Genomic DNA, 26,376 nt, shown 5'->3' on the forward strand with positions numbered 1-26,376 from the left:
TTCCTTAGAATTCGGTCAGTTAGTTCAAGTTCTTAGTGAAGATTCTCGGCATCGTTGATGTAAAGCGAAGCCAGCAGCGCGAAGACGTAGGCCTGAATACCAGCCACCAGAATCTCCAACGCGCAGATTGCAATCATCAGGGCGAAGCTAAGGAACGCAACCACCGGACCGATACCGCTCGATGCGGCATTGATCCCGTCAATCACGAAGCTCGACAACACTTCCAGCAGCACGTGACCAGCCATCATCGCGACGAACAGTCGCAGACCGAGGCTGAAGGGCCGCACAAGGAAGCTGACCAGCTCGATTACGAAGATCATCGGGATCATCACGAGCGGCGTGCCATGCGGCACGAACAGCGAGAAGAAGTGCAGCTTGTGCTTCCAGAAGCCCACCACCAGCACGATCGCGAAAGACATTACCGCGAGAACGCCGGTCACCGTGAAATGGCTGGTGGACGTGAATGCGTGAATCCCAACCAGACCCAGGGGCAGCGGAAGCAGGCCCAGCAGGTTGGCGAAGAGAATGAACATGAAAATGGAGAAGATATACGGAACGTACTTCTTCCCGGCAGGACCGACATTGGCGGTCAACAGGCTGTCGATGAAGCCGGTGAAGCTCTCCACAGCCATCTGCCAGCGGCCGGGCACGAGCTCGCGCTTCATGCCGCCTGCCACGAAAATCCACAGCGCCAAGGCGGCAATCGCCATCCACAGCGCGCTGTTGGTGAAGGCAATGTTGTAACCTGCCAGCTCCCAGTGCTGCGTACCGAACAGAGGTTCGATCGCAAACTGGTGCATCGGGTCGACCTTGGCTTCTTCGCCTGCCACTCTACCGTCCCTGTGCCAATGAACGGCAGCGCCCCTCTTCCCCCATTGCGGGTTCAGTCAGGACGCTGGTTCGAAATCCGAATAATGTTCCTGAAGGCAACAATGATCCCGAGGAACATCATCACCAACAGACCCCAGGGCGAAGTTCCCGCAAACCGGTCGATAACCCAACCGATCAGCGCCCCGCCACCGATCCCCCCCAGCAAATCCGCCAGCACCCGGTTGCCTGTGCGGTAATTCGCATCGGCACCCTGCACTTGCGGCTTGTTGCGCTGTTCTTCCCGCTCGCGTGCAGCCTTCAGCCGCTCATCGAGCGCGTCGATCCGCGCATCTTCACCGATAGGTTCCCGTGCAGTCTCGTCTTCGCTCATGCCGCCTTCCTAATCAGGAGATGCAACACAAGCAAATCCGCCCCTGCCAAGAGCGCCGCCCCCTTAGGCGGGGGGTATCCCCGAGTCAACCGCAAGCGGCGTCTCAATCGGGCATGAAAAAGGCCTTCCCGCATCGCCCTTGCAGGAAGGCCTCTTCAACCTCGGATTTGCGTGGTTTACGGGCAGCGGCTGTCGCGCACCGGGGCTTCGCCCGCGGAACGGGTTTTCCAGGTGCCGTCGGGCGCCTGGTACTTTTCACCGGCCGCCGTATCGCGGATGTTCTTGCAGCCGGCGCCGAAGGCGAATTCTTCCACAGAAACGCCGGCACCCTGCGCGCCCTGCGTGTAGACTGCCTTGCGCTTGATGTTCAGATCCTTGACCATCTTGTCGACATCGGCCGGAACCGAGCCAACCGTGCCGAGATAGCCATCCATCTTCTCGCCCACCTGCCCTGCTGTGCGCGCGGCCTGATAGGCCGGATCGCGCTGCGCGGCGGCAGGAGCGGCAACAAGCGCCAGCGCGGCAAGAGCCGCAGCTGCGTGGAAGAGAGTGTGAGCCTGTTTCTTCATGGTATCGCGTGCCACCTTCAGAAAATTCCCTGGTTCTGCTCGATCGTATCCTGCACCTGGTTCTCGATCTTGTAGAGAACCTCCTGCTTGATGTTGATGTTCAGCTCGATCACGATCTTGTCCTCTGGGGCCTTGATCGTGATGCAGCCGCCCAAGGCAATCAGCCCCGGCACCACCACCAGCATTTTCGCCCCTCCGGCGAGTCCCTTTCGAATAATCTCCATCGGCGCCTTATGCGCCGGGCCATCCGGGGAGGTCAATTTCGGGGACTTCATGGCACTGGCTCACTTTCTGGGTGCTGAATGCCGGATTCATCATCCGGAAGGTCGTCCGCCCCCGGTACCGGAGGCTTGAGGGTCGGGTTCTGGATTATGTTGCCGTCCGCATCGATCAGGCCCAGGTCGCGCGGATTGCGGGTCAGGGCCGGATCGTACATCGACTTGAAGCTGCCGATGAGCTGATAGAACGGTGCGTGGATGTTCACGTTGAACCGGATCGGCAGCTTGGCGATCTGCTTCGTGAGGATGTTCTGCGACGTGCCCGCGCCCTGCCGGATGCCGTCGAACCGCACCTGAGTGACGATTTCGCCAGTGAGCGAGCCGTTCAGTGCGATGTCCATCTGCTTGTAGTCGAGCGATTTGAGCGCATCGAAGGCGTAATTGGCAAACGGGTTCATGTCCTCATAGGTCAACTTGCCGACATAGGAGACGTTACCGCCCGGCAGACGCGAGGTGAGCGAACCGCCTTCGATCCGGCCGCCATTCTCATCGAACACCAGCGGCACCCGGCCATCGAACGTGCCAGAGGCCGAGATATTCGCCAGTTCCATACGTTCGATGAACTGGGCAGCGTCCACCCCTTCGAGCTGGAGGGCAAAACGCCGGTCTTCCGCCTGGGCCATGTGAATTACGGCCGGCTCCAGCACCAGCGCGCCGCCGATGAACGGCCAGCGCCCACCGTGGATCACCATGGTCTGGTTGGGCCGAATCTCATAACGCATCTCGCCGCTCTCCACCTCGATGCCGGGGTTGAATGAGCGGATGTGCAGAACCTGGTTCGGCGCCGTGACCATGCCGAGCAGATCAGTGAACTCGATTGTGCCGGACACGCCTTGCACCGGACCAAAGGCAGCGGCGAAGTCGAAGTTGTCGGTCGAAAACTTGCCGCTGCTGGTCACCGTGTCCGGGTTCCAGTCGATCCGGCCCTTGCCAGTGATCGTGCCATCCGCATTGGCGACGAGACCCAGCGCGAGGCCGGTCAGCGTATCGGGCTGCATTGCCTGATCGAAGACTAGCGCCGGAATGTCGAGATCGGCATGGCCGACACCACTGATCAGATCGTGGACGATATTGGCCGCCGTTACCTCGCGGTCGCTCTTGGGTTCGCGCAGCACGGCATTAGCAGTGATGCGATTATCCACGAGCGACAGAGTGGCATCGCGTGCCATCAGCGGCTCGAACCGCCCGGGGGCTTGGCGGTCGACGAGGCGGAAAGCGCCCTCGCTCAAGTCCAGCCTCCCATCGGCAAAGCGCCATTTGCCCGAGGCTTCCAGCAGATCGAGCGGCACGGCGAAGAGCTTCGCATCGGTGCCGGAGAAGCTGCCGGCGATCTCGTCAGCGATGCGGGCATCGACCTGCGTGAGACGGAAGCGGGTGGGTGCGTCGTCCGCGCCCATGGTCACGTCGACATTATTGGCTACCAGCGTGCCCGGCCAGGCAAAGCCGACCGCGCCGGATCGGAGCTGCGATGGCGTATCGCCCAGCTTCCCGGACAGATCGAGCGAGGGCACTCCAGCGGCGACACGAACGCCGGCCTTGTCGCTGCGCAGGATAGCGCTGCCGGTGGGCGGGCAAAGCTGCAGCGTCCTGCCTTCCAGCGTGAGGCTGGCGAGCGACAGGCTCTCAAAGCCTATCGTCGTGCAGCCACGCCAGACAGCAAGGCCCTGCCCCGCTGACCAGTTGCCGCTGAACGGCACCACCAGCCCCTGCGCCGAGCCTCCGGGAATTGCGCCACTGGCCAGCGCGCGGCCAGAAAACGCCAAAGTCCCGTTCGCCCCCTGCGCGACAGTCAGTTCCGGCAGTTCGAGGCTGCCGCCGCCCGCGGAATAGCGCGCCATGCGCATCCGCAGTTCGGCCGCGCCGCGACCGCCGTTGCTTTCCATTCGCCCGCTGATCTGGGGAATTCCGGCGCCGCCGGTGACGAAATTGCCCGAAAAGCGCGGCGCGCCGCCCTGCCCGTCACTGGCGAGTTGCAGGCGCGACAATGCCAGCAGTGTCGCTCCGCTCGATCCGCGAATCCGGGCCTGCGGCACCACAGCGGAGAGCATCGAGCCGGTCTTGCGCAAGGTCATTTCTGCGGCGAGATTGCTGGCCCGCCCTTCCCGCGCCAGTGCATCACGAATGTTCGCCAGCATCGGGCCAAGCAACGTGCCCTCTGCCGATTTTGCTGCATCGACCAGCGCTGTGTCCAACGCCGAACCTGGGCGCAGACCCGTGCCTTCAAGGTTTGCCTGCACCTCCACCCGGTCGATCCCCTCGCGGGTGCGTGCGGATCCTTCCAGGGCAAGCGAATCGAGCGCCAGCTGGGCCGTATGCAAAGCGCCGAAGCCCAGTTCGTACTCAGCCGTCAGCGCATTCTTGCGCCAGGTGAACCTGCTCGTCCCATCAAGTCCGTTCAGCCGGTTCTCGCCCAGCGCGAAGCTCTTGCCTGCCAGCGCTGCCTTGCCTTCCACGCCGTCCAGCGTGCGGTCGATCCGCGTATCGAGCGTGACTGCCAGATCACGCAGCCCTGCCCCATTACCCGTACAATCCAGCGCGCCCAGCCGCAGCGGGCCGGAAAATCCGGGCCGTTCCGCATCTATCGTCACCTTGCCGTACAGGGTCGCGCCCGTGGCGATACAGCCTTCAGCCTCCAGCCGGGGAGCATTGGCGGCAAGAATCCCCGCAAAGCCCCCGCGCAGATTCCCGCTGCCCTGCGCCTTGAAGCCAACCGGGCCGTAATCGCTTTCCAGCAAGGCCCGGCCGTCGACCAGTTCCAGTTCCATATCCGGGAAGCTGAACGGCTCTTTCGATTTCTGCTCGAACAGCAGTCTATCCAGTGCACCGAAGCTCAGCTTGCTGTCGCGATAGCTTCCGAAGAGCCGCGGCCGCACCACCTTGACCTTGCCAAGATGAAGCAGCGGAAAGCGAGGCTCCAGCGTGACTTCAATCCGTTCAACCGTCAGGTCCGGCCGGGCAGGATCGCCCACCACAATATTCGTGATGACCTGCCGCTGGGGGCCGATCGATTCGATCTTGTAGGTTGCCTTGACGCCGAGCTTTTCGAGCTGGCCGGTGATGAAATCGTCCGCCAGCCGTTCCCGCGAGGTCCAGACGACAATTCCCGCCGTGGCCAGGAGCACGGCTAACAGGCCCGCCACGCGCCGCTTGGTCTTGCGACGGCGCGGAGCGGGGGCTTCTGCTTCTTCGCCCGGTTCCTCTATCTGCTCCGCCATCGTCCCCACACTTGCGCGCAAGCACGGCTAAAGGCAATGCACTGCACGCGGGATGAACGCCCGCAAGGGGGATTTGGCGCTTGGCCGGGGACAGCGACAGCAGCAGGGATTCGGCCGGGCACCGCGCCCGCCTGCGCCAGCGCCTGCTGGAAGGCGGGGACGATGCGCTGGCCGATCACGAGGTGATCGAATACCTCCTGATGACCGCCCGCCCCCGGATCGACACCAAGCCGATCGCCAAATCGCTGATCCGGCGATTCGGATCGTTGGCTGCGGTACTCAACGCCGATGCGCGCGTTCTGGCCGAGCATCCGCAAATGGGCGAAAGTTCTGCCGCCGCTATCCGGATCGTGGCCCTCGCGGCGCGGCGCCTTGCCCGCCAGCAGGTGCGCGAACAGCCCGTGCTGGGAAGCTGGCAGGCCCTGATCGACTATCTGCGGATCGACATGGCCCATCTGACGGTGGAGCGCGTGCGAGTGCTCTACCTGAACACGCAGAACATGCTGATCCTCGACGATCATGTGGGCGACGGCTCAATAGACGAGGCCGCGATCCATCCGCGTGAAGTGATCCGCCGCGCGCTGGACATCGGCGCCACAGCCCTGATCCTGGTCCACAACCATCCCTCCGGATCGCCCGAGCCGAGCCGGGCCGACATCCAGATCACCAACCGCATCGCGGAAGCCGGACGGCTATTGGGGATCGTGGTGCACGATCACGTCATCATCGGGCGCGAAGGGCATGTCTCGCTCAAGGCCAAGGGCCTGATCTGAACGGCCCGAAAGGCAGTCAGCTTACCGGCGCCTCGATACCGAACCTGGCATACATCGCCTTCAGGCCGGGATTGAGCCGCAGTGCCATGGCCACGTCCTTCACCCCGTCCTTGTCGCCGAGTTTCGAACGGACGATGCCGCGCATGTACAGCGAATTGGCAAAGCCCGGCTGTCCGCTGAGCGCGGCGTTAAGGTCGGTCAGCGCCTCTTCCATCCGGCCAAGCCGGAAATAGGCCATCGCCCGGCTATCGAGCACGGGGGGCGACCAGCCGCCGCCTTCCACTGCCTTGGTACATTGGGCCAGCATCGCATCTTCACGCACCTGCCACACGCCCATGTGCCAGCACAGATTGTTCAGGACTTCGGGATCACCCGGCCGTTCCACCAGCAACTTGTCGAGCAATTGCAGGCCCTGTTCCGCCTTACCCGACATGCCCAGCAGATTCGCCTTCACCACGATTGCGGCAAAGTGGTCTTCGAAGTCGTCCTCATAGGTATCGACGAGGTCCAGCGCTTCGCCGACATCGCCGATTTCAGCCATGGCCTGCGCTTCGGCCAGCGCGTTTTCGGGCGTCGGGTCGATTTCGAATGCCTTGCGGACAGCTTCGAGCGATTCGTCCAGCCGGCCCAGCCTGGCGAGCAGATTGGCCCGGCTGAACCACGCAGCCGAAGTCGGCTCCAGCGCGATGGCCTGATCGATGTCCGCAAGCGCCCCGTCCCAGTCGAGAATGCCGCTGCGGAACAAGGCCCGGTCGAAATAGGGCCGCGCCGAATCGGGATCCTTGGCGATCAGCGCCGCATAGGCATCTTCAATCGGTGCCAGCTTCGCACGGTCCTTGTCGGACAATTCCCACTGACGCTTCGCCGTTTCAGGCGCGCGCAGGCTCAGCTTGCCGGCGGCAAAGCGCGCGGCCTTGGCCTTTTCGGCGGTCACGTCGGCAGGCGCCACTTCCATCAGCCTGGAGACGACTTCCTCGTCCACCGAGAGCGTACCCTTGTTCAGCAGAGCCTCGCGCTTGATGCGCGTTCCGGCGATTTCCATGTCCACGACTTCGCGGCCGCGCACTTCGTAGCCCTCGCCCCCTTCGGGCAGAATCAGCTTCAGCCTGGTACGGAAGCCATAGGGTCCGGCCATCTGCACGGGAATATCGCGCCACGCCTTGCGCGCCCGGTCCGGCGCAAAGGCAAAATCGCTGGAAGGCATGGCGGGCAGATATTCGCGCGCGATCCCACGTTCGAATGTCCACATCGGCGCAGTGATGCCGGATGCGGTAATCACCGCATGGGCATTGTCCTCGTCATAGGTCACCGAATAGTCCAGCAGGCTGCCTTCGGCGACCAGCTTGTCCATCAGGTTGTCCACGAAGGCGCTCTGATAGGTCGCGTCCGGCTGCGCGACCAGCGAACGGATCATCGCGCCCAGCCCTCCGGTCAGTTCGATCCGCGCGGAATAGAGCGACGGAAGATCCACCCCGGCGGATTGATCCAGCGTGAGGTCCAGCGTCCGGTCAGGCGTGGTCAGGGGCCGCTGCACCATCGCCACCAGGTCGGAACCCTTGGGGTCGATCGGCAGGGCATAGCGGAAGGGGGGAACCTCCCCGATATTGGAAAGCCTCGTTCCCGAAGCAGTGCCGTCCAGCCAGTAATCCTCACCCTCAATCGTGGCGCGCACGATCATGTGATCGAAGTCGGCAGGCATGGGCAGCAGATCGGGCGCCGCATCGCCCGACGTGCTGTGGACCACCACCACCTCGGCCGAAATGCCCATCCGGCGCAACATCGCCAGCAACAGCAAAGACTTGGCCTTGCAGTCGCCATAACGCAGTTGCCACGTCTCTTCCGGCTTCTGCGGCAGGTAATTCCCGCCATCGAGGCCATTGGCGAGATAGCTCACATCATCCTGCACGATGCGCAACGCGGCTGCAGCGCGTTCCAGTGGATCACGCGTCTTCTTCATGATCGCGTCGGTCTTCGCCGCGATCTCGCCCTTGGGGTCAATCGAACCTTCAGTGGTAAAATGCGGGGCCAGTGTTTTCGAAACGTCCTGCCAACCGGAAAAGCTGCCTATCTGCAGCAAGGGCGGGCGGCGGAAGCGCAGGGGCGCATCGGCCGGCACTTCGTCCATTTCCGCCAGCGGCAGTTCGATGTCGAGCACCTTGTAGCCTCCGGCTTCCACCGGCTCCACATCCTGCACCCCCGGGCCAGCACGCCATTGCACAGCCTCATCCTGTGGCCAGGACACCCGCACCCGGCTGTGCCCCACCTGAAGAGGCGCCACCGGCAGGCTGTCGATTGACTGGACCTTGTTGCCCAGCGCCTGATCGGCCTGCACCGTGGTGTAGGCCACGCGCAGCACATCGCCCACGCGCAGGCCCGGCACGGCCAGAGTGGCCGTGAGCACCCCGTTGATCGAGCGCTGTTCCAGTTGAGCCTCGCGCCGCAATACGGTGAAGCGCGCGCCCTGTGCCAGCACGTCCACCACTTCGCCGCCGCGCACTATCTCTACGCGGTTGACGATGAGATCGCCCTTGTCGGGAATCCACGATGCCGAAAGCGTACCCGCGCTGGCGAGCGAATCGGGGCTGTCGATGCGGAAGGCGAAATCGCGGTAGTCCCACACTTTCGCACCATCGAGCCGCTTCTGTACGTCAGCCAGCAGGATCGCGGGGCCGCCGGCCATGTCTGCATCGGTCAGCGCAATCGGTTCGACCCAGGCGGGCGCGGCCTGATAAAGCGGGTCTTCCCCTGCCAGCACGGGGGCTGCGCTGCACAACAGAACCGTAATCAGGCCGAACCGGCTCGCGCGTGACATATATTCTCCCCGTTTCGCCCCGCAGGGCGTTCCTGCACGATTCTGGCAGAGCACCAGCCGCTCCGCAATCGCAAGCTGGTGCGGATCGGTGCTGAGCGCGCAACGGCCCAGACTTGCCAAATCGGGGCACTGCGCCTAGCCGCCCGGGCAAGAGTTTCACAGTCAAAGCCCGGAGTTGTCCATGGTCCCCCGTTACGCCCGCCCCGCAATGGTCGCGATCTGGGAGCCGGAAGCGAAGTTCCGCATCTGGTTCGAAATCGAAGCCCATGCGACCGAGAAGCTGGGCGAACTGGGCGTCGTGCCCGCCAGCGCCGCCAAGGCACTGTGGGATTGGTGGGCCACCAACCCGGCCATCGACGTTGCCGCCATCGACGCGATCGAGGCCGTCACCAAGCATGACGTGATCGCTTTCCTCACCTGGGTGGCGGAACAGGTGGGCGACGAAGCCCGCTTCATGCACCAGGGCATGACCAGCTCCGACGTGCTGGACACCACCCTTGCCTTGCAGCTTGCCCGCGCTTCCGACCTGCTGCTGGCCGATCTCGACGAATTGCTGGCCGCGCTCAAGCGCCGCGCTGAAGAACACAAGTATACGCCCACCATCGGCCGCAGCCACGGCATCCATGCCGAGCCGACCACCTTCGGCCTCAAGCTGGCGCAGGCCTATGCCGAGTTCGACCGCTGCCGCGCCCGCCTCGTGGCCGCGCGTGAGGAAATCGCCACCTGCGCCATTTCCGGTGCGGTCGGCACTTTCGCCAATATCGATCCGTCGGTGGAAGAACATGTCGCCGCCAAGCTGGGCCTCAAGCCGGAAACGATCTCCACTCAGGTGATCCCGCGCGACCGGCATGCGATGTTCTTCTCGGTGCTGGCCGTGATCGCCAGCTCGATCGAGCGCCTTGCCGTGGAAATCCGCCACCTGCAGCGCACCGAAGTGCTGGAGGCGGAAGAATATTTCTCGCCCGGCCAGAAGGGTTCCAGCGCGATGCCGCACAAGCGCAATCCGGTGCTCACCGAAAACCTTACCGGGCAGGCGCGCATGATCCGTTCCTATGCCATGCCGGCGCTGGAAAACGTTGCCCTGTGGCACGAGCGGGACATCTCCCACTCTTCTGTCGAACGTTACATCGGCCCGGACGCAACCATCGCGCTCGATTTCTCGCTCGCCCGCCTCACCGGCGTGGTCGACAAGCTGCTGATCTACCCCGAGCGGATGCAGAAGAATCTCGACCGGATGGGCGGCCTCGTCCACTCGCAGCGTGTGCTGCTGGCTCTGACGCAGGCCGGGATCAGCCGCGAGGATGCCTATGCCCTCGTCCAGCGCAATGCGATGAAGGTGTGGGAATCGGACGGCGCGCTGTCGCTGCTGGAACTGCTCAAGGCCGATCCGCAGGTCGCCGCCGCGTTGACGCCCGCGCAGCTCGAAGAGAAATTCGACCTCGGCTATCACTTCGCGCAGGTGGACAAGCTGTTCGAACGCGTCTTCGGCTGAGGTTGCGGCTTTCCTTCGCAGGCGATCCCGCCTAGCCTCCGCCCCGAACAAAGGGTCAGGCCAAGAGCCAAGGAATAGGAGACCGCGGACATGAACATCATCCGCACGATCATCTGGGTCGTGGTAGCGATCATCCTGCTGGTCTTCACCGTAAACAACTGGAAGGTTGTGGAAGTGAAGATCTGGGAAGACATCCTGATCGAAACGAAGCTGCCGGTTCTGGTGATCATTTCCTTCCTGGTGGGGTTCCTGCCGCTGTGGCTGCTGCATCGCGGCACACGCTGGCAGTTGCGCCGCCGGATCACTTCGCTGGAAACCGCCGTGCGCAACGCGGTGACGGCAAACACTTCCAAGGGCGACGATCCCGCCGATCCCGCCCCCGAAAATACCGGCTTCAAGCCGGAGTGAACTGACGAGAGGCCCCTTTGAGCAATCCAGTCTATCTTGCACTCGACCTGCCACAACTCGATGCCGCGAAGGCGCTGGCCGAGCGGGTGAAATCCCATATTGGCGGGCTGAAGCTGGGGCTGGAATTCTTCTGTGCGCATGGCCATCACGGCGTGCACGAACTGGCTCATGTCGGCCTGCCGATCTTCCTCGATCTCAAGCTGCATGACATCCCGAACACTGTGGCGGGCGCGATGCAGGCCATTCACGTGCTGGAACCGGCCATCGTCACCATCCATGCCAGCGGCGGACGCGCGATGATGGAAGATGCCAAGGCCGCGGCGGGCGAGAACACGAAAGTCGTGGCCGTCACCATGCTCACCAGCCTCGACGAGAACGACCTGATGCGCACCGGCGTATCCGGCACCCCGCACGATCAGGTGATGCGCCTGGCAGAACTGGCGGAAAAGGCCGGGCTGGACGGGATTGTCTGCTCCGGCCAGGAAGTCGGCTCGGTCCATAAACAGTGGAAAAACGGCTTCTTCGTAGTCCCCGGCCTGCGCCTGCCCGATGGCCACAAGGGCGACCAGAAGCGCATCGTCACCCCGCGCGAGGCGCGCGACGACGGCGCCAGCGTGCTGGTGGTCGGCCGGCCGATCAGCCGCGCGGAAGATCCGGTGGAAGCCGCGCGGGCGATTGAAGCGACGCTTTAAGGACCCTGACGCAGCCTGCCTTACCAGAAACCCAAACGCACTTTTTCTACGATGCGCCAATCCGAGCCGCTGCGCCTGAAAGCATAGGCCCCGATTACACCCCTTGGGGAACTATAGGAGACGAAGGCGAAAGTGTCGGCGTAGACCGGCGCGTTCACCCTTGTCGAGCAACTGGCGAGTGAACCCGAACCGAAAAGCCGGGGCTCCGGATATGGCGTTTCTTGCCATGGCTGGGCCCGGCTTGCCGCTGCCTCCCGCGCTTCGGGATTTTCGAACGACCCCGGATTCAACATGGCAGGCGGCCCGCTTTCGTCCGTCACAAAGATTTTTGTCTGGCCGACGAGGAGGCAATTACCGAACGGCGCGACTTCCGAGACGACGCGATCAACGAGTGTGTCACCGGTCCGTGGACTGCAACCTGAAACTAATATTCCAAAGGCGATCAGGAGCGACCGTCTCACAGGTTTAAGGCTCGCAAATCGCATGGCCCCAAATCCGCGCACCCTCAATTATAGATCAGCGCATCGGAATTGATGTTGTAGCCCAGCAGCTTCAGCCCCTCGCCCTCCTTCACGAAGGTGAAGGTCTCGATCCCATCGCCTTTCTCAAAGCTGGTCTTGGTATTGATCACCACGGTGGAGACGCCGTTATTCGTATTGGCCTGCCACCCGGATTGCTCGCTCGATTTCACCGCGCCCAGCTTGGTGCGAATGGCCACCAGCAGTCGCTCGAAGTCCTTTTCGGTTGTGACCTTGCGGAACTCTCGCGAGGTGGTGCGCCAGATCGCCGGATAATCCTGCTTGTCGTACTGGGAGTGGAAGCTCTCAACTTCCTGCCCGGCAAGCTCCATATTTTCCTTCACGCCGCATGCCGCGGCCAGCAGAGCCAGCGATAAGGCAAACGCCAGGCGCAATCTTGCAGCCATTCTTTCTTCCCCCCACCTGTGCAATAGGCACAGCGAGAGTTCCAAAACGGGCCGATAATGACAAGAGTTTCAATCAAGATATGTGGAATCACTACGCCGCAGACGCTGGAGGCGACCATCGCCGCGCGTGCGGACTATGTAGGGTTCAATTTCTATCCACCCTCACCGCGGTTCCTGCCGCTGGCAGATGCGGCAAAGCTGGGCGCGCTGGCCGGTAGCAGCATCTCCAAGGTCGGCCTGTTCGTGGATGCGGACGACCATACGATTGCCGAGGCGGCGGCGGCCGGGAAGATAGACATTCTCCAGCTTCACGGCGCCGAAACGCCAGAACGCGTGGCGGAAGTGAAGACCCGTTTTGGCCTGCCCGTGTGGAAGGTTCTTCCCGTGGCGGCCGGACGGGATGTCGGCATGGCCACCGCCTATCGCGACGTGGCGGACTTCATTCTGTTCGATGCCAAGACGCCCAAGGGCGCCCTGCCGGGCGGCATGGGGCTGGCCTTCGACTGGTCGTTGCTCGCGCTCTATCGTGGGCCGACGCCGTGGGGGCTGGCGGGCGGTCTTAACCCGCTCAATGTCGGTGAAGCGATCTGCACCACCCATGCGCCGCTGGTCGACACGTCCTCCGGTGTGGAAAGCGCACCGGGAGTGAAGGACGCAGAGAAAATCGCGGCTTTCTGCAAGGCCGCGCGGGCGGCCTGAGGGGAACGGAAAACTCCCTCGCGCAAATGAAAAGGGCGGCCCGTTACCGGACCGCCCTTCCCTATTTAGAACCGGTTGACCCGGATCAGAACTTCACGCCAACGCCGACGCCGACCGTGTCGGTGTCAGTGAAATCGCTGAAGTTGTGACGGTAGTAGACCTTGCCGTAGAGGCTCTTGCCGAACATCTGTTCAACGCCCGCGCCAAGGTGCGGGGTGTCTTCGCCGTCAGTGATGGTGTAGCCGCCATCGACGTAGAGCTTGGTGGCTTCCGAAGCCTTCACGCCCAGACGGCCGGTGAAGCCCACGCCGATGTCGGCGCCGCCTGCCAGAGCCTTGTCGGCGGACACTTCGACACCCGCGAAGGCGGTGCTGCCGAGGTCGAAATCGTAGCCCGCGGCAATGCCGGCGGTCGCTTCTTCATCGCCGCCGCCCCAGATCACGCCACCGCGCGCTTCGACGCGTGCTTCGTTGGCGAAAGCAGGCGAAGCCACAGCAGCAGAGGCTGCAACGGCAGCCAGGGTGAGAACAACACGACGCATAGGTAATCTCCTTCAATTCAGCCCCTCGCAAGGGACGAGCCGGTAGCTAGGAACCGCATCCTGTCGCCCAAATGAACTTGGCGTTCAGATATTCCATCGTGTCAGAATCATGTTGCACTTACGCAACATATTCATTCATCCGCGCGTAATGTTATGAGGTTCTGGCCGGCAGCCGCGTCCGCGCGCGCCTCCCTCGCGCGCATGAAAAAAGGGGCGGCCTTTTCAGGCCACCCCTTCTTGAAAGCTTCGAAATCCCGATGGGATCAGAAGTTCATGCCGACGCCGAACAGCGCGGTTTCGTAGGTGCCGCCATTGCTTTCAGCCATGATGTGGCGGAATTCGCCCTTGGCGTAGAAGTTGCCGGTGATGCCCTGCTGCAGGCCCAGGCCGACGTTCCATGCGCCGGTGCAAGCGTCGCACGGTTCGCTGTTCCAGCCGCCGGTGACGTAGAACTTGCCGGTTTCGTTGGTCTTGAGGCCAAGGCGGCCCGAAACGCCGAAGGAAACCTTGGTGCCGTCGGTCAGGATCTTGTCGGCCGAAACTTCAGCGCCGGCGAAAGCGAGATCGCCCAGGGCGAGGTCATAGCCAGCGGCAACGCCGAGCGTCGCATCGTCAAAGCCCTGGCCCCAGAAGTAACCGGCGCGGCCTTCCACGCGGATTTCATTCGCATTGGCAGCTTCGTCCTGAGCGAAAGCGGGAGTTGCCAGAACGGCCGACGCCAGACCGAAAGCGGCGGCAAACGCAAACTTGTTCATTTTATTCTCCTTGCATCCCCCCGGCCGCTCTTGTGGCGGTACTTTCCCGAGGAGGGGGCGCCCCCATAGTCGGCGCGGCAGGCAGAGCAATATGACGAATGTCAGTCTGTGCAGTTTGGCTAAACTGGTGAAACAATATTGCAACACCGCTGTTGCAAGCGGACACTTGCCTGAAAGTGCAGCCCCCGCTTGGATGCGCCAAAACTCTGGACTTGCGCATACCTCTCTGCCAATCGGCGCGGCGGATATGACAGACCTAGCCAACTCATTCCGCACCCAGCCTGACGAGCGCGGGCACTTCGGCCAGTTCGGCGGCCGCTATGTCGCCGAAACGCTGATGCCGCTCATCCTCGATCTGGAGAAGGAATATCGCGCAGCCAAGGCGGACCCCGCCTTCAAGGCCGAGTTCGACAACCTGATGGCCCATTATGTGGGCCGCCCCAGCCCGCTCTATTTCGCAGAGCGGCTGACGGAGCACTTCGGCGGCGCACAGATCTGGTTCAAGCGCGAGGAACTGAATCACACCGGCGCGCACAAGATCAACAATTGCATCGGCCAGATCCTGCTGGCCATCCGCATGGGCAAAACGCGGATCATCGCGGAAACCGGCGCGGGCCAGCACGGCGTGGCCACGGCCACCGTCTGCGCGCGCTTCGGCCTACCCTGCGTGATCTACATGGGCTCCACCGACGTGGCCCGCCAGCAGCCCAACGTGTTCCGCATGAAGCTGCTGGGCGCCGAAGTTGTCCCGGTGGAATCGGGCGCCAAGACGCTGAAGGATGCGATGAACGAGGCACTGCGCGACTGGGTCGCCAATGTGCATGACACATTCTACATCATCGGCACTGCCGCCGGCCCGCACCCCTATCCGGAACTGGTCCGCGATTTCCAGAGCGTGATCGGCAAGGAAGCCCGCGCCCAGATGCTGGAACGCACGGGCCGCTTGCCCGACCTGCTGCTGGCAGCCGTGGGCGGCGGATCGAATGCGATCGGCCTGTTCCACCCCTTCCTCGACGATCCCGACGTGGCAATGATGGGCGTCGAAGCGGGCGGCCACGGCGTGGATACGGACAAGCACGCCGCCAGCCTGACGGGCGGCGCACCTGGCATCCTTCACGGCAACAAGACCTATCTGCTGCAGGACGAGGACGGCCAGATCATCGAGGCGCACTCGATCAGCGCCGGGCTGGATTATCCGGGCATCGGGCCGGAACATAGCTGGCTGCACGACATCGGGCGGGTGAAGTATCTCCCGATCAACGATGACGAAGCGCTGGAGGCGTTCCAGCTTTGCTGCAAGCTGGAAGGTATCATTCCCGCGCTGGAAAGCTCCCACGCGCTGGCGGCCCTGCCCAAGGTGGCGAAGGAATATGGCAAGGACCAGATCATTCTGGTCAATGTCTCCGGCCGGGGCGACAAGGACATCTATACCGTGGCCGATGCGCTGGGGGCCAAGATATGAGCCGCTTTGCAACCGCATTCGGAAAGGGCCACCCCGCCCTCGTCTGCTTCATCACTGCCGGTGACGGCGATACCGCCGCCAATCTCGATGCGCTGGTCGCAGGTGGCGCCGATGTGATCGAACTGGGCATGCCCTTCACCGATCCCATGGCCGATGGCCCGGCGATTCAGGCTGCGAACCTGCGTTCGCTGGCCAAGGGCACGACCACGGCGGATGTTCTCGCCCTCGCTGCGGGCTTCCGTGCGCGTCATCCCGAAGTGCCGCTGGTCCTGATGGGCTATGCCAATCCGATGATCCATCGCGGTGCGGACTGGTTTGCGGCCGAGGCCGCCAAGGCCGGCGTGGACGGCGTGATCTGCGTCGACATTCCACCCGAGGAAGATGCAGAGCTTGGCCCGCAATTGCGCGGTGCAGGCCTCAACATGATCCGCCTTGCCACTCCCACTACCGATGCAGCGCGCCTTCCCGCCGTGCTCGAAGGGTCGGGCGGGTTCCTCTATTACGTCTCTGTCGCCGGGATCACCGGCAAGCAGCAGGCGGCGCTCGATTCCATCGAACAGGCCGTATCCCGCCTCAAGGCGGCGACTGACCTGCCCGTGGCGGTCGGCTTCGGCGTGCGCACGCCCGAACAGGCCGAGGCGATTGCCCGCGTGGCCGATGGCGTCGTGGTCGGCTCTGCCTTCATCGATATCGTCGCGGCTCATGGCGAAGAAGCCGCCGCGCCGCTCAAGGAACTGACCGCCGCGCTTGCCAAGGCGGTCCATAATGCACGAGAAACAGTCGCATGAGCTGGCTTTCCCGCGTCCGCAACGCCCTGCCCTTCGGCAACAAGCGCGAATCTCCCGACAATCTGTGGGTGAAATGCCCCGGCTGCGGGGAAATGCTGTTCACGCAGGAATATGAGGCGAACCTCAGCGTCTGCCCGCGCTGTGGCCACCATGGCCGCATCGGCGCCGATGCCCGCCTGGCGCAGATTCTGGACGAAGGCTTCAAGCTGCTGCCCGCGCCCAAGGTGAAGGAAGACCCGCTGAAGTTCCGGGATTCCAAGCGTTATACCGATCGCCTCAAGGCGGCCCGCGCCAACTCGCCCCATGCCGATGCCTTCACTGCCGCTTCCGGGCGGATCGAAGGGCGCAAGGCCGTGGTGGGCGTGCAGGATTTCGGCTTCATGGGCGGTTCCATGGGCATGGCCGTGGGCGCAGCCTTCTGTGCCGGTGCCGAGAAGGCCCTGGCCGAGAAATGCGCCTATGTCGTGGTTACCGCTGCTGGCGGCGCCCGCATGCAGGAAGGCATTCTCAGCCTTATGCAGATGCCCAAGGCGACTGTGATGACCCGCCGCCTGAAGGAAGCGGGCCTGCCCTATATCGTGGTGCTGGCCGATCCGACCACGGGCGGCGTCACTGCCAGCTACGCCATGCTGGGCGACATCCATATTGCCGAACCAGGCGCGCTGATCGCCTTTGCGGGCCAGCGCGTGATTCAGGAAACGATCCGCGAAAAGCTGCCCGAAGGGTTCCAGCGCGCGGAATATCTGCACGAACACGGCATGGTGGACATGGTGGTGGAGCGCAAGGATCTGCGCGCCACGCTGGCCACTCTGCTCGATTACCTGACCCCGGCCAAGGCCGCCTGAGCCACTTCGCAGGACATAGCAGATGCGCGATTTCGCTACCTCGGAAGATCCTGAGGTCCAGCGGGAGCTTGACCGGCTCGCCGCCCTTACCCTGCCTCAGGGCCGCTTCGGCCTTGAGACGATCCGCGAAATCCTGAAGCGCATCGGCGATCCGCAGAAGCACCTGCCGCCCACGTTCCATGTCGCGGGCACCAACGGCAAGGGTTCGACCTGCACCTATCTGCGCTACATGCTGGAAGCACAGGGGCTGACGGTCCACACCGCCACCAAGCCGCATCTGGTGCGCTATAACGAACGCATCCGGCTGGCCGGCAAGCTGATCGAGGACAAGCTGCTCGCCTCGCTGCTCAAGGAAGTGCTGGACGCCAGCGAAGACCTTGGGCCGAGCTTCTTCGAAGTGACCACCGCCGCCACTTTCCTCGCCTTCGCGCGCATCCCGGCGGATGTCTGCGTGATCGAGGTGGGCCTTGGCGGGCGGTTTGACGCCACCAATGTGCTGGAAAATCCGGTCGCCTGCGGCATCGCCTCGCTGGGGATCGACCATGAAGCGTTCCTGCTGCGTGAAGACCCTGTGGCGCCCGCCCATCCGCTGGCCCGCATCGCCTTTGAAAAGGCCCATATCGCCCGCGCTGGCGCGCCGCTCGTCACCATGTCCTATCCGCCCGAGGCGACCGCGCAGGTCATCCGCCTTGCCAAGGAAGCGCGCACCAGCGTGGCCATGCGCGGCCAGGAATGGACCGTGCATGTGGACGACAAGCTGCATTACCGCGACGCCGCCGGCGATCTGGAACTGCCGCTGCCCACGCTTTACGGCAAGCATCAGGGTGAAAACGCGGCGCTGGCCGTGGCCATGCTGCGCCACCAGAGCACAGTCGCGGTAACGCCCGAGGCCATGGCACAAGGCATCGTCAATGCCCGTTGGCCCGCGCGCCTTCAGGCACTGAAGGAGGGACCGATCACCGCGCTGGTTCCCGGTGCGGAATTCATCCTCGATGGCGGGCACAACCCGGATGCGGCACAGGCGATTTCGCGCGCGCTGGCCGGGCGCAGCGGCCTCGCCCTCGTCATGGGCATGATGGCCAACCGGCCCATCGGCGAGTTTCTGGAGCCCATCGCCCCGATGATCGCCCAGATCCGCACCGTGCCGATCACCGGCCACGATTGCCACAGCCCGGAAGACATCGCCGCCGCCGCAAAGGCCCTCGGCATTACCGATGCTGCCCCCGCGCAGACTGTGCAGGAAGCCTTGGCCAGCTTCACCCCCGGTGCGCACACCGTGCTGATCGCCGGTTCGCTCTATCTGGCAGGCGTTGTGCTGGAAGCGAATGAGGAAGTGCCGGACTGAGGTTTGGCGCTCGCCGCGCGAGCGATTTCAGCGAGGCCGTTCTTTTCGCGCAGAGACGCAGAGAGCGCAGTGGACTCGCGCACACTTCCATTGTCGTCATTCCCGCGCAGGCGGGAACCCAGCAGCTGCGGTCGAACTGGATTCCCGCCTGCGCGGGAATGACGAGGGGGTGGACATGACCCACCCGCTTCGCGTTCTCTGCGGTCTTTGCGCGAACCCTTCTCTCTTTCCTGCGCCTCAGCTCAATCGAAAGCCTTCTCCACCGGCTCTTCCTCGCCTGCGCTGCCCATGGAGGCATCTACCAGCCCGGTGCGGCTCATCCACCAGAACAGGACGATACCCGGCACTGCCGCCACGGTAGTGACGAGGTAGAAGTTCACGTAGCCGAAGTTCTCGATCATCGCGCCGGCAGTGGTGCCGGTCAGGAACCGGCCCACAATGCTCGCACTCGCGCTGATCAGCGCGTATTGAGCCGCCGTGAAGCGAAGGTCACACAAGGCTGAGAAATAGGCGACCACCACCACGCCGCCATAGCCGCTGGCGATGTTCTCGAACCCGATGGCCCCGGCCATGCCGATGTTGGAATGGCCCGCAGCCGCCAGTGCGGCAAAGCTGAGATTGGAAACGGCCATCAGCACCAGCGCCACCAGAACCGAGCGCTTGAGGCCCATCTTTGCATAGGCCACGCCGCCGATGAACACGCCGATCAGATAGGCCCAGAAGCCCACGCCCACATCGTACAGCGCGATTTCGTCATTGCTGAATGCCAGATCGTCGAACAGCAGGCGGAAGGTCAGGTTCGCCAGTGTGTCGCCGATCTTGTGGACCAGGATGAACAGCAGCACCAGCAGGGCGCCCTTGCGCTGGAAGAATTCAGCGAATGGCCCCGCAATGGAATGCCACACCTCTGCCACGCCGCGCCGTTCGATAGTCACCTTGCGACGCTCCGGCTCGCCAAGGATGATCGCTGTCAGGACTGCCGGAAGCACCAGTGCCGCACAGGCAATATAGGCGGCGGACCAGCCCATGCGCGCCGCCACCACCAGCGCCAGTGCGCCAGCCCCTGCCGAGCCGATGCGCCAGCCATACTGGCTCATGCCCGATCCGGTGCCGAGCTGATAGGGCTTCAACGTCTCGATCCGGTAGGCGTCGATCACGATGTCGAAGGTCGCGCCCGCAATGCCTACCAGCACTGCACTGGTGGCCATCCACACGATATCCGCCTTGGGATCGGCCAATGCGAGGTTCACAACCGCTGCCGCCACGAAGGCGCCACACACGATCATCCACGATACGCGCTGCCCCAGTCGCCCGAGAATGGGCAACCGCACCCCGTCGGGAATCCAGGCCCAGAACACCTTGAGATTGTAGACCAGAAAGGCCAGCGTGAAGGCTGTGACGGTCGACTTCTCAATCCCGTCCTGCGCCAGCCGCGTGGTCAGCGTCGCAGCGATCATGGCATAGGGAAAGCCCGAGGAAATGCCGAGGAAGAAGGCGGCGAGCGATTCCTTTTCCAGATAGGGCTTGATCGAGCCCCACAGGCTGCGCCGTTCCGTTGCTGCAGCGTGTTCCATCGCGTCGGCCATGCCGCCTCCCTTGCGTTGCGGCCGCCAAACTAGCGTTGCCTATCGGGAAAGAAAGAGCGGCTTCCACAGTCTCGCAAGGCTGCCCTGTGCAGAGCGCGCCGAAAAGGGGCGGCGATGCGACCGCCACCTGCGCAAACGCACCGCCATGCAAGTGCGTCAATCGTTAACGCCCTCTCAAACTTTGTAACCATGCGTTAAGAAGTTCGGCGCATCCATGGACTCCTAAGGCATTGGTAAATTGTCATATTTTAGCAATTTCTGATGAATTGCCGAATGCCGATCCCCTGGGAGGGGATGTTCCGGAAAGGCATCCGGAAAAAAGGGGGCAAACTGGTGATAGGGGCATATTTATGCCGCACGTTCGGCCATCGGGTTAACCGGCGCCGCGTGTGGAACGACGGTATAGACTTCAGAACTTCATGCCATCGCTGTGGCACCGAACTGATCCGCGATCTGGATCAATGGCGGGAATACGATCCTGCCCGGCACGACAATCCGGGCCGCCTCCCCCATCCGCGCGCCCGCGATCCGGGCTGAGGCTGCGCAAAGCATTTTCCTACTGCGTCCGAATATGCGAATGCGCGAAGACAATGTTCGCGATATCCGGCCTCGTCCCCTTCACCGGCTGCGCCTTTCTGTGCGGCGGGAATGAACGCACCTTCCCGCGGGGCGGGGACGGACAGGTAAAAGGTCACACCCGGCGCCGAGAATTGTCGCCCAATGCATTGTTATTTTGTGATTATTCCGAAATATCTGCGAAGTTTCGCAGGCTGTTTCGTGTAACTTTCGGGCAGCATCCTTCTTTGCCCCGGAAAAGGGAGGCATTGCTTTGACGGCCCCGCGCTCTGGCCCTAAGGGCCGCTCCATGCCTCAAGACAGGAACGCGGCGCCGCGCAGGCGACCCGCCCCCAAATCCGCAGCCGCCAAATCTGCACCCGGCAAGCCCGGCCCCGCAAAAGCCACGGCCAAGACCGCAGACGCAGCACCGCGCGAAGGCGATCGCATTGCAAAGCTGCTTGCCCGCGCAGGCGTGGCCAGCCGCCGCGAGATCGAACGGATGATCGCGGATGGCCGCATCGCGCTGGACGGCAAGGTGCTGGAAACGCCCGCCACTATCCTCACCAGCCTGAAGGGCGTGACGGTGGACGGCGACCCTGTAGCCGCGCCTGAAGCGCCGCGCCTGTTCCTGTTCCACAAGCCGCAGGGCCTGCTGACGGCGGAGCGTGACCCCAAGGGCCGCCCGACCATCTACAATGCCCTGCGCAATGCCCTGCCCCCCGGCACGCCCCGGCTGATGCCCATCGGCAGGCTGGATCTCAACACCGAAGGGCTGCTGCTGCTGACCAATGACGGCGAGTTGAAGCGCGCGATGGAACTGCCTTCCAGCGGCATCCCGCGCACCTATCGCGCCCGCACTTTCGGCGACATTTCGCAGGCCCAGCTTGAAACGCTGATCGAAGGCGTGACGATCGAAGGCGTTCATTACGGGCGGATCGACGCCAATCTGGAACGGCGCACCGGCCGCAACCAGTGGATCGAACTGACCCTGACCGAAGGCAAGAACCGCGAAGTGCGCCGGGTGCTCGAACATCTCGGCCTGCAGGTCAGCCGCCTGATGCGCATCTCCTATGGTCCCTTTGCCTTGGGCGATCTGCCCCGCGGGCAGGCCAGCGAAGTGCGCCAGAAGGATGTCGAACAGTTCCGCCGCCACATCGCCACGCGCGGGGGATGGAAGTGAGGATCATCGCCGGGGAATGGCGCGGGCGCCCCTTGCGCGCGCCCAGGGGCGAGATCACCCGCCCCACGGCCGACCGCACGCGGGAAACGCTGTTTTCCATGCTCGCCAGCCGGCTGGGCAGCTTTGAAGGGCTGACCGTGGCCGATCTGTTCGCCGGTTCCGGCGCATTGGGGCTGGAAGCCCTGTCGCGCGGGGCGGAAAAGGCAATCTTCGTGGAGCAGGACCCGGCTGCGATCCGGGCCTTGCGCGAGAATATCGCGGGCCTGCGCGCCCAGCCGCAATGCGATGTGCGAGCCATGTCCGTGCTTTCGCTGGGCGTGGCGAAGCAACCGGTGGATCTGCTGCTGCTCGATCCGCCTTACGATACAGGGGCCGGCGCCGTGGCGCTGGACAAGCTGCGCCGCCTCGGCTGGATCGCGCCCGGCGCATGGATCAGCGTGGAAACCTCACGCCGCGAAGTGCTGGACCTCAAGGGCTTCGAACTCGACGCTACCCGCGATTGCGGCAAGGCGCGGCTGCACCTGCTGCGCCTGACGGAAGGCTGAGCAGGGCCTTTATTCGGCGATCACTGCCGCCACACGCTCCTTGCTCTTGCGGCCGAAGGCCACGCCCAGCAGGGTGATGAGGCCAGCCACTGCAAGGAATGCCCCCCCCCGCGCCGTGCCATCGGCCCCGCCGCTTCCGGCCAGCCATTGCGCGGCAACCGGAGTGACGGCCCCGCCGATGATCCCGCCGCCGTTAAAGGCGATGGACACCCCGGTATAGCGTACATTCACGGGGAACAGCGTCGGCAGCCAGGCACCCAGCGGGCCATAGGCAAAACCCATCACCAGCAGCGCGAAGGAGAGGAGCATGAAGACCTCGCCCAGCCTGCCCCATGCGATCAGCGGGCCGAACATGACCCCCAGCATGATCGTGCCGATGGCACCCGCCACCAGCACATTGCGCGGGCTGGCCTGATCGGACCAGATGGCGGAAAGCACGATACCCACTGCCAGGAAGGTGTTGGCGGCCAATTGGATGGACAGCATCGTCTCCCGATCCACCCCGCGCACTGTGGTCATATGGCCCAGCGCAAAGGCGGTTGAGAGGTAGAAGATCGCGAAGCATGCCACCACGCCCGCACAGCCCGCGATCAGCGCGGGCCAGTGATGCACCACCACCGCACCCAGGGGCATCTTGTGCGGCGGTGACTTCTCCAGCGCTTCCTTGAAGGCAGGCGTCTCGCCGATGCGCAGGCGCACCCACAGGCCCAGCAGCACCAGGATCGCGCTCAGCAGGAAGGGAATGCGCCAACCCCATGCGGTGAAGTCCGCTTCAGGCAGGGCCATGCCCAGCAGCAGGAACAGGCCATTGGCGGCCAGGAAGCCCACCGGTGCGCCAAGCTGCGGCGCGGAACCGAAGCGCGCTTCCCACCCCTTGGGCGCATTTTCCACCGCCAGCAGGGCCGCCCCGCCCCATTCGCCGCCAAGGCCGAAACCCTGACCGAAACGGAGGACGCAGAGCAGCGCCGGGGCCACCCAGCCGACCATCTGGTAAGTCGGCAGGAACGCGATCAGCAGAGTGGAAACGCCCATCAGCAACAGCGAGACGACCAGCGTGCTCTTGCGGCCCATCCTGTCGCCGAAATGGCCGAACACAATTGCGCCCACCGGACGGGCGAAGAAGGCCAGGCCAAAGCTCATCAGGCTGAGCAGCAATTGCGCGCTGGCGCTTTCGGCCGGGAAGAACAGCGGCCCGAACACCAGTGCCGCCGCCGTGGCATAGACGTAGAAATCGTAGAATTCGACTGCCGTGCCGACCATCGCCGCGGTGAGGACGCGCGAGTTTTCTTTGATATGACCCATGCATTGCCTGCTGCTTTGCACCACGCGCAAGGTCAAGCACGACTTGTGGACAAGCGCTTGCGCACCCCGCCCATGTTCCCTAACTGTTCGCAAACACCATGAATAATGACGCTTCCCTCTCTCCGCCGCCGTCGGGCGCCGACTTGCCACCCTATGCGCAAGGGCTGAACCAGCCCCAGCAGGAGGCGGTGCTGACTACCGAAGGCCCGGTGCTGATGCTGGCAGGTGCCGGCACCGGCAAGACGGCAGCGCTGACCGCCCGGCTGGCCCATCTGGTCGCCACTAGGCGCGCCTGGCCGAGCGAGATCCTGTGCGTCACCTTCACCAACCGCGCCGCGCGCGAAATGCGCCACCGCGTGGGGCAGCTGATCGGCGATGCGGTGGAGGGGATGCCATGGCTGGGCACCTTCCATTCGATCTGCGCCAAGATGCTGCGCCGCCATGCCGAACTGGCCGGGCTGCAATCGAATTACACGATCATCGACACGGACGATCAACTGCGGCTGCTCAAGCAGTTGATCGTGGAACAGAACCTCGATGAGAAACGCTGGCCAGCCCGCCAGCTTGCCGGGTTGATCGACCGCTGGAAGAACCGCGGCCTCAACCCGGAAGACCTCGATGCGGGGGAGAATGAAAGCTATGCTAACGGCAAGGGCCAGCAATTCTACCGCCTCTATCAGGACCGGCTGAAGGCACTGAATGCCTGCGATTTCGGCGATCTGATGCTCCACATGCTGAACATCTTCCGCAAGCACCGCGAGGTGCTGGAGCAATATCAGCAGCGCTTCAAATATATCATGGTGGACGAATATCAGGACACCAACGCCGTGCAGTATTTCTGGCTGCGCCTGCTCGCTCAGGCCCGGAAAAACATCTGCGTGGTGGGTGATGACGATCAGTCCATCTACTCATGGCGCGGCGCAGAAGTTGCCAATATCCTTCGGTTTGAAAAGGATTTTCCGGGCGCAAAAGTGATCCGGCTGGAACAGAATTACCGCTCCACGCCTGACATTCTGGGCGCCGCCTCCGGCCTGATCGCCGCCAATAGCGAGCGGCTGGGCAAGACTTTGTGGACCGAGCGCAACGGCGGGGACCGGGTGCGCGTGATCGGCGTGTGGGACGCGCCGGAAGAAGCGCGCCGGGTGGGCGAGGAGATCGAACGGCTGGAACGCGAAGGCGCCCCGCTGGATCAGATCGCCATCCTCGTGCGTGCGCAGTACCAGACGCGCGAATTTGAAGACCGCTTCATACAAATCGGCCTTAACTACAAGATTATCGGTGGTTTTCGTTTCTACGAACGCGCCGAAATTCGCGACGCGCTTGCCTATCTGCGGGTGATCGCCCAACCGCAGGACGATCTGGCGTTCGAGCGGATCTACAACCAGCCCAAGCGCGGCCTTGGCGCCAAGGCGCTGGAGGCGATGCACCGCCATGCCCGCGCGAGTGGCCTGCCCCTTGCCGCCGCCGCGCTCCAGCTTGCCGGGACGGACGAATTGCCCAAGCGCGCGGCGGGCACAATCGCCAGCCTGATGGCCAGCTTCATCCGCTGGCGCGAACTGGCAGAACAGACCAGCCCGGCAGAACTGCTGCGCACCGTGCTGGAAGAAACCGGCTATAATGCCATGCTTCAGGCGGAACGCAGCGCCGAGGCCTCCGGCCGGCTCGAGAACCTCTCCGAACTCGCTCGCGCGATGGAAGATTACGAGACTCTGGGGGACTTCCTAGAACATGTCAGTCTGGTGATGGACAATGACGCCAGCGACGATGGCGAAAAGGTCACCATCATGACCATGCATGCCGCCAAAGGGCTGGAATTCGACAATGTCTTCCTGCCCGGCTGGGAAGAAGGCGTATTCCCCTCTCAGCGGGCGCTGGATGAAGGCGGGCTTGCCAGTCTGGAGGAAGAGCGGCGGCTGGCCTATGTTGCCATCACCCGTGCGCGCAAGCGCTGCACGATCCTCCATGCGGCCAACCGGCGTATCTATGGCCAGTGGACCAGTTCGATCCCCAGCCGTTTCATCGAGGAATTGCCCGATACCCATATCGAGCAGGAAACGACGCTGTCGGGCGGCGCCTCGCTCTGGCGCGCGAACTGGTCCGAACGGGAAGATCCCTTCGCCCATGTCGCCCGCGACCGCCCTGCCCGCTCGCAAAATCGCGGCCCCGGCTGGCAACGTGCGATTTCGACCGGATATGATTCCACGCCCAAACGCCTTGCCGAACCGGGCCGCAGCGCCGCCAGCTATGCCGCCAAGCCACGAGGCGACATCGCCATCGGCGCGCGCGTGTTTCACGAGAAGTTCGGCTATGGCGAAGTGATCGGCCAGGAAGGCAACAAGCTGGAGATTGAATTCGAAACCACCGGCCGCAAGCGGGTGATCGACAGCTTCGTCACTCTCGCCTGA

The 26,376-nt window shown here is 63.5% G+C and carries 24 protein-coding genes; 13 read left to right on the forward strand and 11 right to left on the reverse strand.

The window, feature by feature from the left end; translation table 11 throughout:
- Positions 1–32: 32 nt before the first annotated feature.
- From SZ64_RS06880 to SZ64_RS06895, 5 genes are all read right to left on the reverse strand, one after another.
- Positions 33–830, reverse strand: a complete 798-nt coding sequence (locus SZ64_RS06880; RefSeq protein WP_277813738.1) for a F0F1 ATP synthase subunit A — start codon at positions 828–830, stop codon at positions 33–35.
- A 53-nt stretch (positions 831–883) separates the two neighbouring features.
- Positions 884–1,201 (reverse strand): AtpZ/AtpI family protein, encoded by a 318-nt coding sequence (locus SZ64_RS06885; RefSeq protein WP_054530139.1) that lies wholly within the window; start codon positions 1,199–1,201, stop codon positions 884–886.
- A gap of 176 nt (positions 1,202–1,377) precedes the next feature.
- Entirely contained in the window at positions 1,378–1,785 is a 408-nt protein-coding gene (locus tag SZ64_RS06890; RefSeq protein WP_241772996.1) for a YdbL family protein, read from the reverse strand.
- A gap of 2 nt (positions 1,786–1,787) precedes the next feature.
- Positions 1,788–1,994, reverse strand: a complete 207-nt coding sequence (locus SZ64_RS18215; protein WP_241772997.1) for a YnbE family lipoprotein — start codon at positions 1,992–1,994, stop codon at positions 1,788–1,790.
- Between the two features lie 47 nt (positions 1,995–2,041).
- On the reverse strand, positions 2,042–5,263 hold the full coding sequence (locus tag SZ64_RS06895) for a YdbH domain-containing protein (protein ID WP_054530140.1): 3,222 nt from the start codon (positions 5,261–5,263) through the stop codon (positions 2,042–2,044).
- Between the two features lie 80 nt (positions 5,264–5,343).
- On the opposite strand from SZ64_RS06895, the gene radC reads away from it, so the two are divergent.
- A complete protein-coding gene (radC, locus tag SZ64_RS06900) occupies positions 5,344–6,036 on the forward strand; it encodes a DNA repair protein RadC (RefSeq protein WP_241772998.1) in 693 nt (230 codons plus the stop codon).
- Positions 6,037–6,052: 16 nt separating this feature from the next.
- Here radC and SZ64_RS06905 read toward each other — a convergent pair whose 3' ends face one another.
- Positions 6,053–8,848, reverse strand: a complete 2,796-nt coding sequence (locus SZ64_RS06905) for a DUF3857 domain-containing protein (protein ID WP_054530142.1) — start codon at positions 8,846–8,848, stop codon at positions 6,053–6,055.
- Positions 8,849–9,029: 181 nt separating this feature from the next.
- On the opposite strand from SZ64_RS06905, the gene purB reads away from it, so the two are divergent.
- The 3 genes from purB (at position 9,030) to pyrF (ending at position 11,440) form a co-directional block, all read left to right on the forward strand.
- The gene (gene purB, locus SZ64_RS06910) at positions 9,030–10,340 is read left to right on the forward strand and encodes an adenylosuccinate lyase (RefSeq protein ID WP_054530143.1); all 1,311 of its coding nucleotides are present in this window, start codon (positions 9,030–9,032) and stop codon (positions 10,338–10,340) included.
- A 90-nt stretch (positions 10,341–10,430) separates the two neighbouring features.
- Positions 10,431–10,748, forward strand: a complete 318-nt coding sequence (locus SZ64_RS06915; RefSeq protein ID WP_054530144.1) for a lipopolysaccharide assembly protein LapA domain-containing protein — start codon at positions 10,431–10,433, stop codon at positions 10,746–10,748.
- A 17-nt stretch (positions 10,749–10,765) separates the two neighbouring features.
- The gene (gene pyrF, locus SZ64_RS06920) at positions 10,766–11,440 is read left to right on the forward strand and encodes an orotidine-5'-phosphate decarboxylase (RefSeq protein ID WP_054530145.1); all 675 of its coding nucleotides are present in this window, start codon (positions 10,766–10,768) and stop codon (positions 11,438–11,440) included.
- A 505-nt stretch (positions 11,441–11,945) separates the two neighbouring features.
- Here pyrF and SZ64_RS06925 read toward each other — a convergent pair.
- Positions 11,946–12,365 carry a DUF4019 domain-containing protein gene (locus SZ64_RS06925; protein ID WP_082384465.1) on the reverse strand — a complete coding sequence of 140 codons (420 nt, stop codon included), beginning with the start codon at positions 12,363–12,365 and terminating at the stop codon, positions 11,946–11,948.
- A 57-nt stretch (positions 12,366–12,422) separates the two neighbouring features.
- On the opposite strand from SZ64_RS06925, the gene SZ64_RS06930 reads away from it, so the two are divergent.
- Positions 12,423–13,064 carry a phosphoribosylanthranilate isomerase gene (locus SZ64_RS06930; RefSeq protein WP_054530147.1) on the forward strand — a complete coding sequence of 214 codons (642 nt, stop codon included), beginning with the start codon at positions 12,423–12,425 and terminating at the stop codon, positions 13,062–13,064.
- Between the two features lie 85 nt (positions 13,065–13,149).
- On the opposite strand, the gene SZ64_RS06935 is transcribed toward SZ64_RS06930, so the two are convergent.
- Both SZ64_RS06935 and SZ64_RS06940 read right to left on the reverse strand, forming a co-directional pair.
- Complete coding sequence (locus SZ64_RS06935) at positions 13,150–13,605, reverse strand: hypothetical protein (RefSeq protein WP_054530148.1); 456 nt, start codon at positions 13,603–13,605, stop codon at positions 13,150–13,152.
- A 263-nt stretch (positions 13,606–13,868) separates the two neighbouring features.
- Complete coding sequence (locus tag SZ64_RS06940) at positions 13,869–14,360, reverse strand: hypothetical protein (protein WP_054530149.1); 492 nt, start codon at positions 14,358–14,360, stop codon at positions 13,869–13,871.
- Between the two features lie 247 nt (positions 14,361–14,607).
- Here SZ64_RS06940 and trpB point away from each other — a divergent pair, with 247 nt between their 5' ends.
- The 4 genes from trpB to SZ64_RS06960 are packed head-to-tail and all read left to right on the forward strand — an operon-like array spanning position 14,608 to position 18,800.
- Positions 14,608–15,822: a tryptophan synthase subunit beta gene (gene trpB / locus SZ64_RS06945; protein ID WP_054530150.1), complete on the forward strand. Its 1,215-nt coding sequence runs from the start codon at positions 14,608–14,610 to the stop codon at positions 15,820–15,822.
- Positions 15,819–16,610 (forward strand): tryptophan synthase subunit alpha, encoded by a 792-nt coding sequence (gene trpA / locus SZ64_RS06950; RefSeq protein WP_054530151.1) that lies wholly within the window; start codon positions 15,819–15,821, stop codon positions 16,608–16,610. Before trpB ends, trpA begins: the two co-directional genes overlap by 4 nt.
- The gene (gene accD / locus SZ64_RS06955; RefSeq protein ID WP_054530152.1) at positions 16,607–17,455 is read left to right on the forward strand and encodes an acetyl-CoA carboxylase, carboxyltransferase subunit beta; all 849 of its coding nucleotides are present in this window, start codon (positions 16,607–16,609) and stop codon (positions 17,453–17,455) included. The genes trpA and accD overlap by 4 nt, the downstream gene beginning before the upstream one ends.
- A 22-nt stretch (positions 17,456–17,477) precedes the next feature.
- Entirely contained in the window at positions 17,478–18,800 is a 1,323-nt protein-coding gene (locus SZ64_RS06960) for a folylpolyglutamate synthase/dihydrofolate synthase family protein (protein ID WP_054530153.1), read from the forward strand.
- Positions 18,801–19,042: 242 nt separating this feature from the next.
- Here SZ64_RS06960 and SZ64_RS06965 read toward each other — a convergent pair whose 3' ends face one another.
- Positions 19,043–20,386 (reverse strand): MFS transporter, encoded by a 1,344-nt coding sequence (locus SZ64_RS06965; RefSeq protein ID WP_054530154.1) that lies wholly within the window; start codon positions 20,384–20,386, stop codon positions 19,043–19,045.
- Positions 20,387–20,659: 273 nt separating this feature from the next.
- Between SZ64_RS06965 and SZ64_RS18545 the strand changes: the two genes are divergently transcribed.
- From SZ64_RS18545 to rsmD, 3 genes are all read left to right on the forward strand, one after another.
- Entirely contained in the window at positions 20,660–20,923 is a 264-nt protein-coding gene (locus tag SZ64_RS18545) for a hypothetical protein (RefSeq protein ID WP_156313560.1), read from the forward strand.
- Positions 20,924–21,251: 328 nt separating this feature from the next.
- Positions 21,252–22,124 carry a pseudouridine synthase gene (locus SZ64_RS06970; protein ID WP_082384466.1) on the forward strand — a complete coding sequence of 291 codons (873 nt, stop codon included), beginning with the start codon at positions 21,252–21,254 and terminating at the stop codon, positions 22,122–22,124.
- Positions 22,121–22,669 (forward strand): 16S rRNA (guanine(966)-N(2))-methyltransferase RsmD, encoded by a 549-nt coding sequence (rsmD, locus tag SZ64_RS06975; protein WP_193391514.1) that lies wholly within the window; start codon positions 22,121–22,123, stop codon positions 22,667–22,669. The genes SZ64_RS06970 and rsmD overlap by 4 nt, the downstream gene beginning before the upstream one ends.
- A 9-nt stretch (positions 22,670–22,678) precedes the next feature.
- Here rsmD and SZ64_RS06980 read toward each other — a convergent pair whose 3' ends face one another.
- Positions 22,679–23,971 (reverse strand): MFS transporter, encoded by a 1,293-nt coding sequence (locus tag SZ64_RS06980; RefSeq protein WP_054530157.1) that lies wholly within the window; start codon positions 23,969–23,971, stop codon positions 22,679–22,681.
- Between the two features lie 98 nt (positions 23,972–24,069).
- Here SZ64_RS06980 and SZ64_RS06985 point away from each other — a divergent pair, with 98 nt between their 5' ends.
- Positions 24,070–26,376, forward strand: a complete 2,307-nt coding sequence (locus SZ64_RS06985) for a UvrD-helicase domain-containing protein (protein ID WP_054530158.1) — start codon at positions 24,070–24,072, stop codon at positions 26,374–26,376.

The sequence above is a fragment of the Erythrobacter sp. SG61-1L genome (assembly GCF_001305965.1).
GTDB lineage: Bacteria > Pseudomonadota > Alphaproteobacteria > Sphingomonadales > Sphingomonadaceae > Andeanibacterium.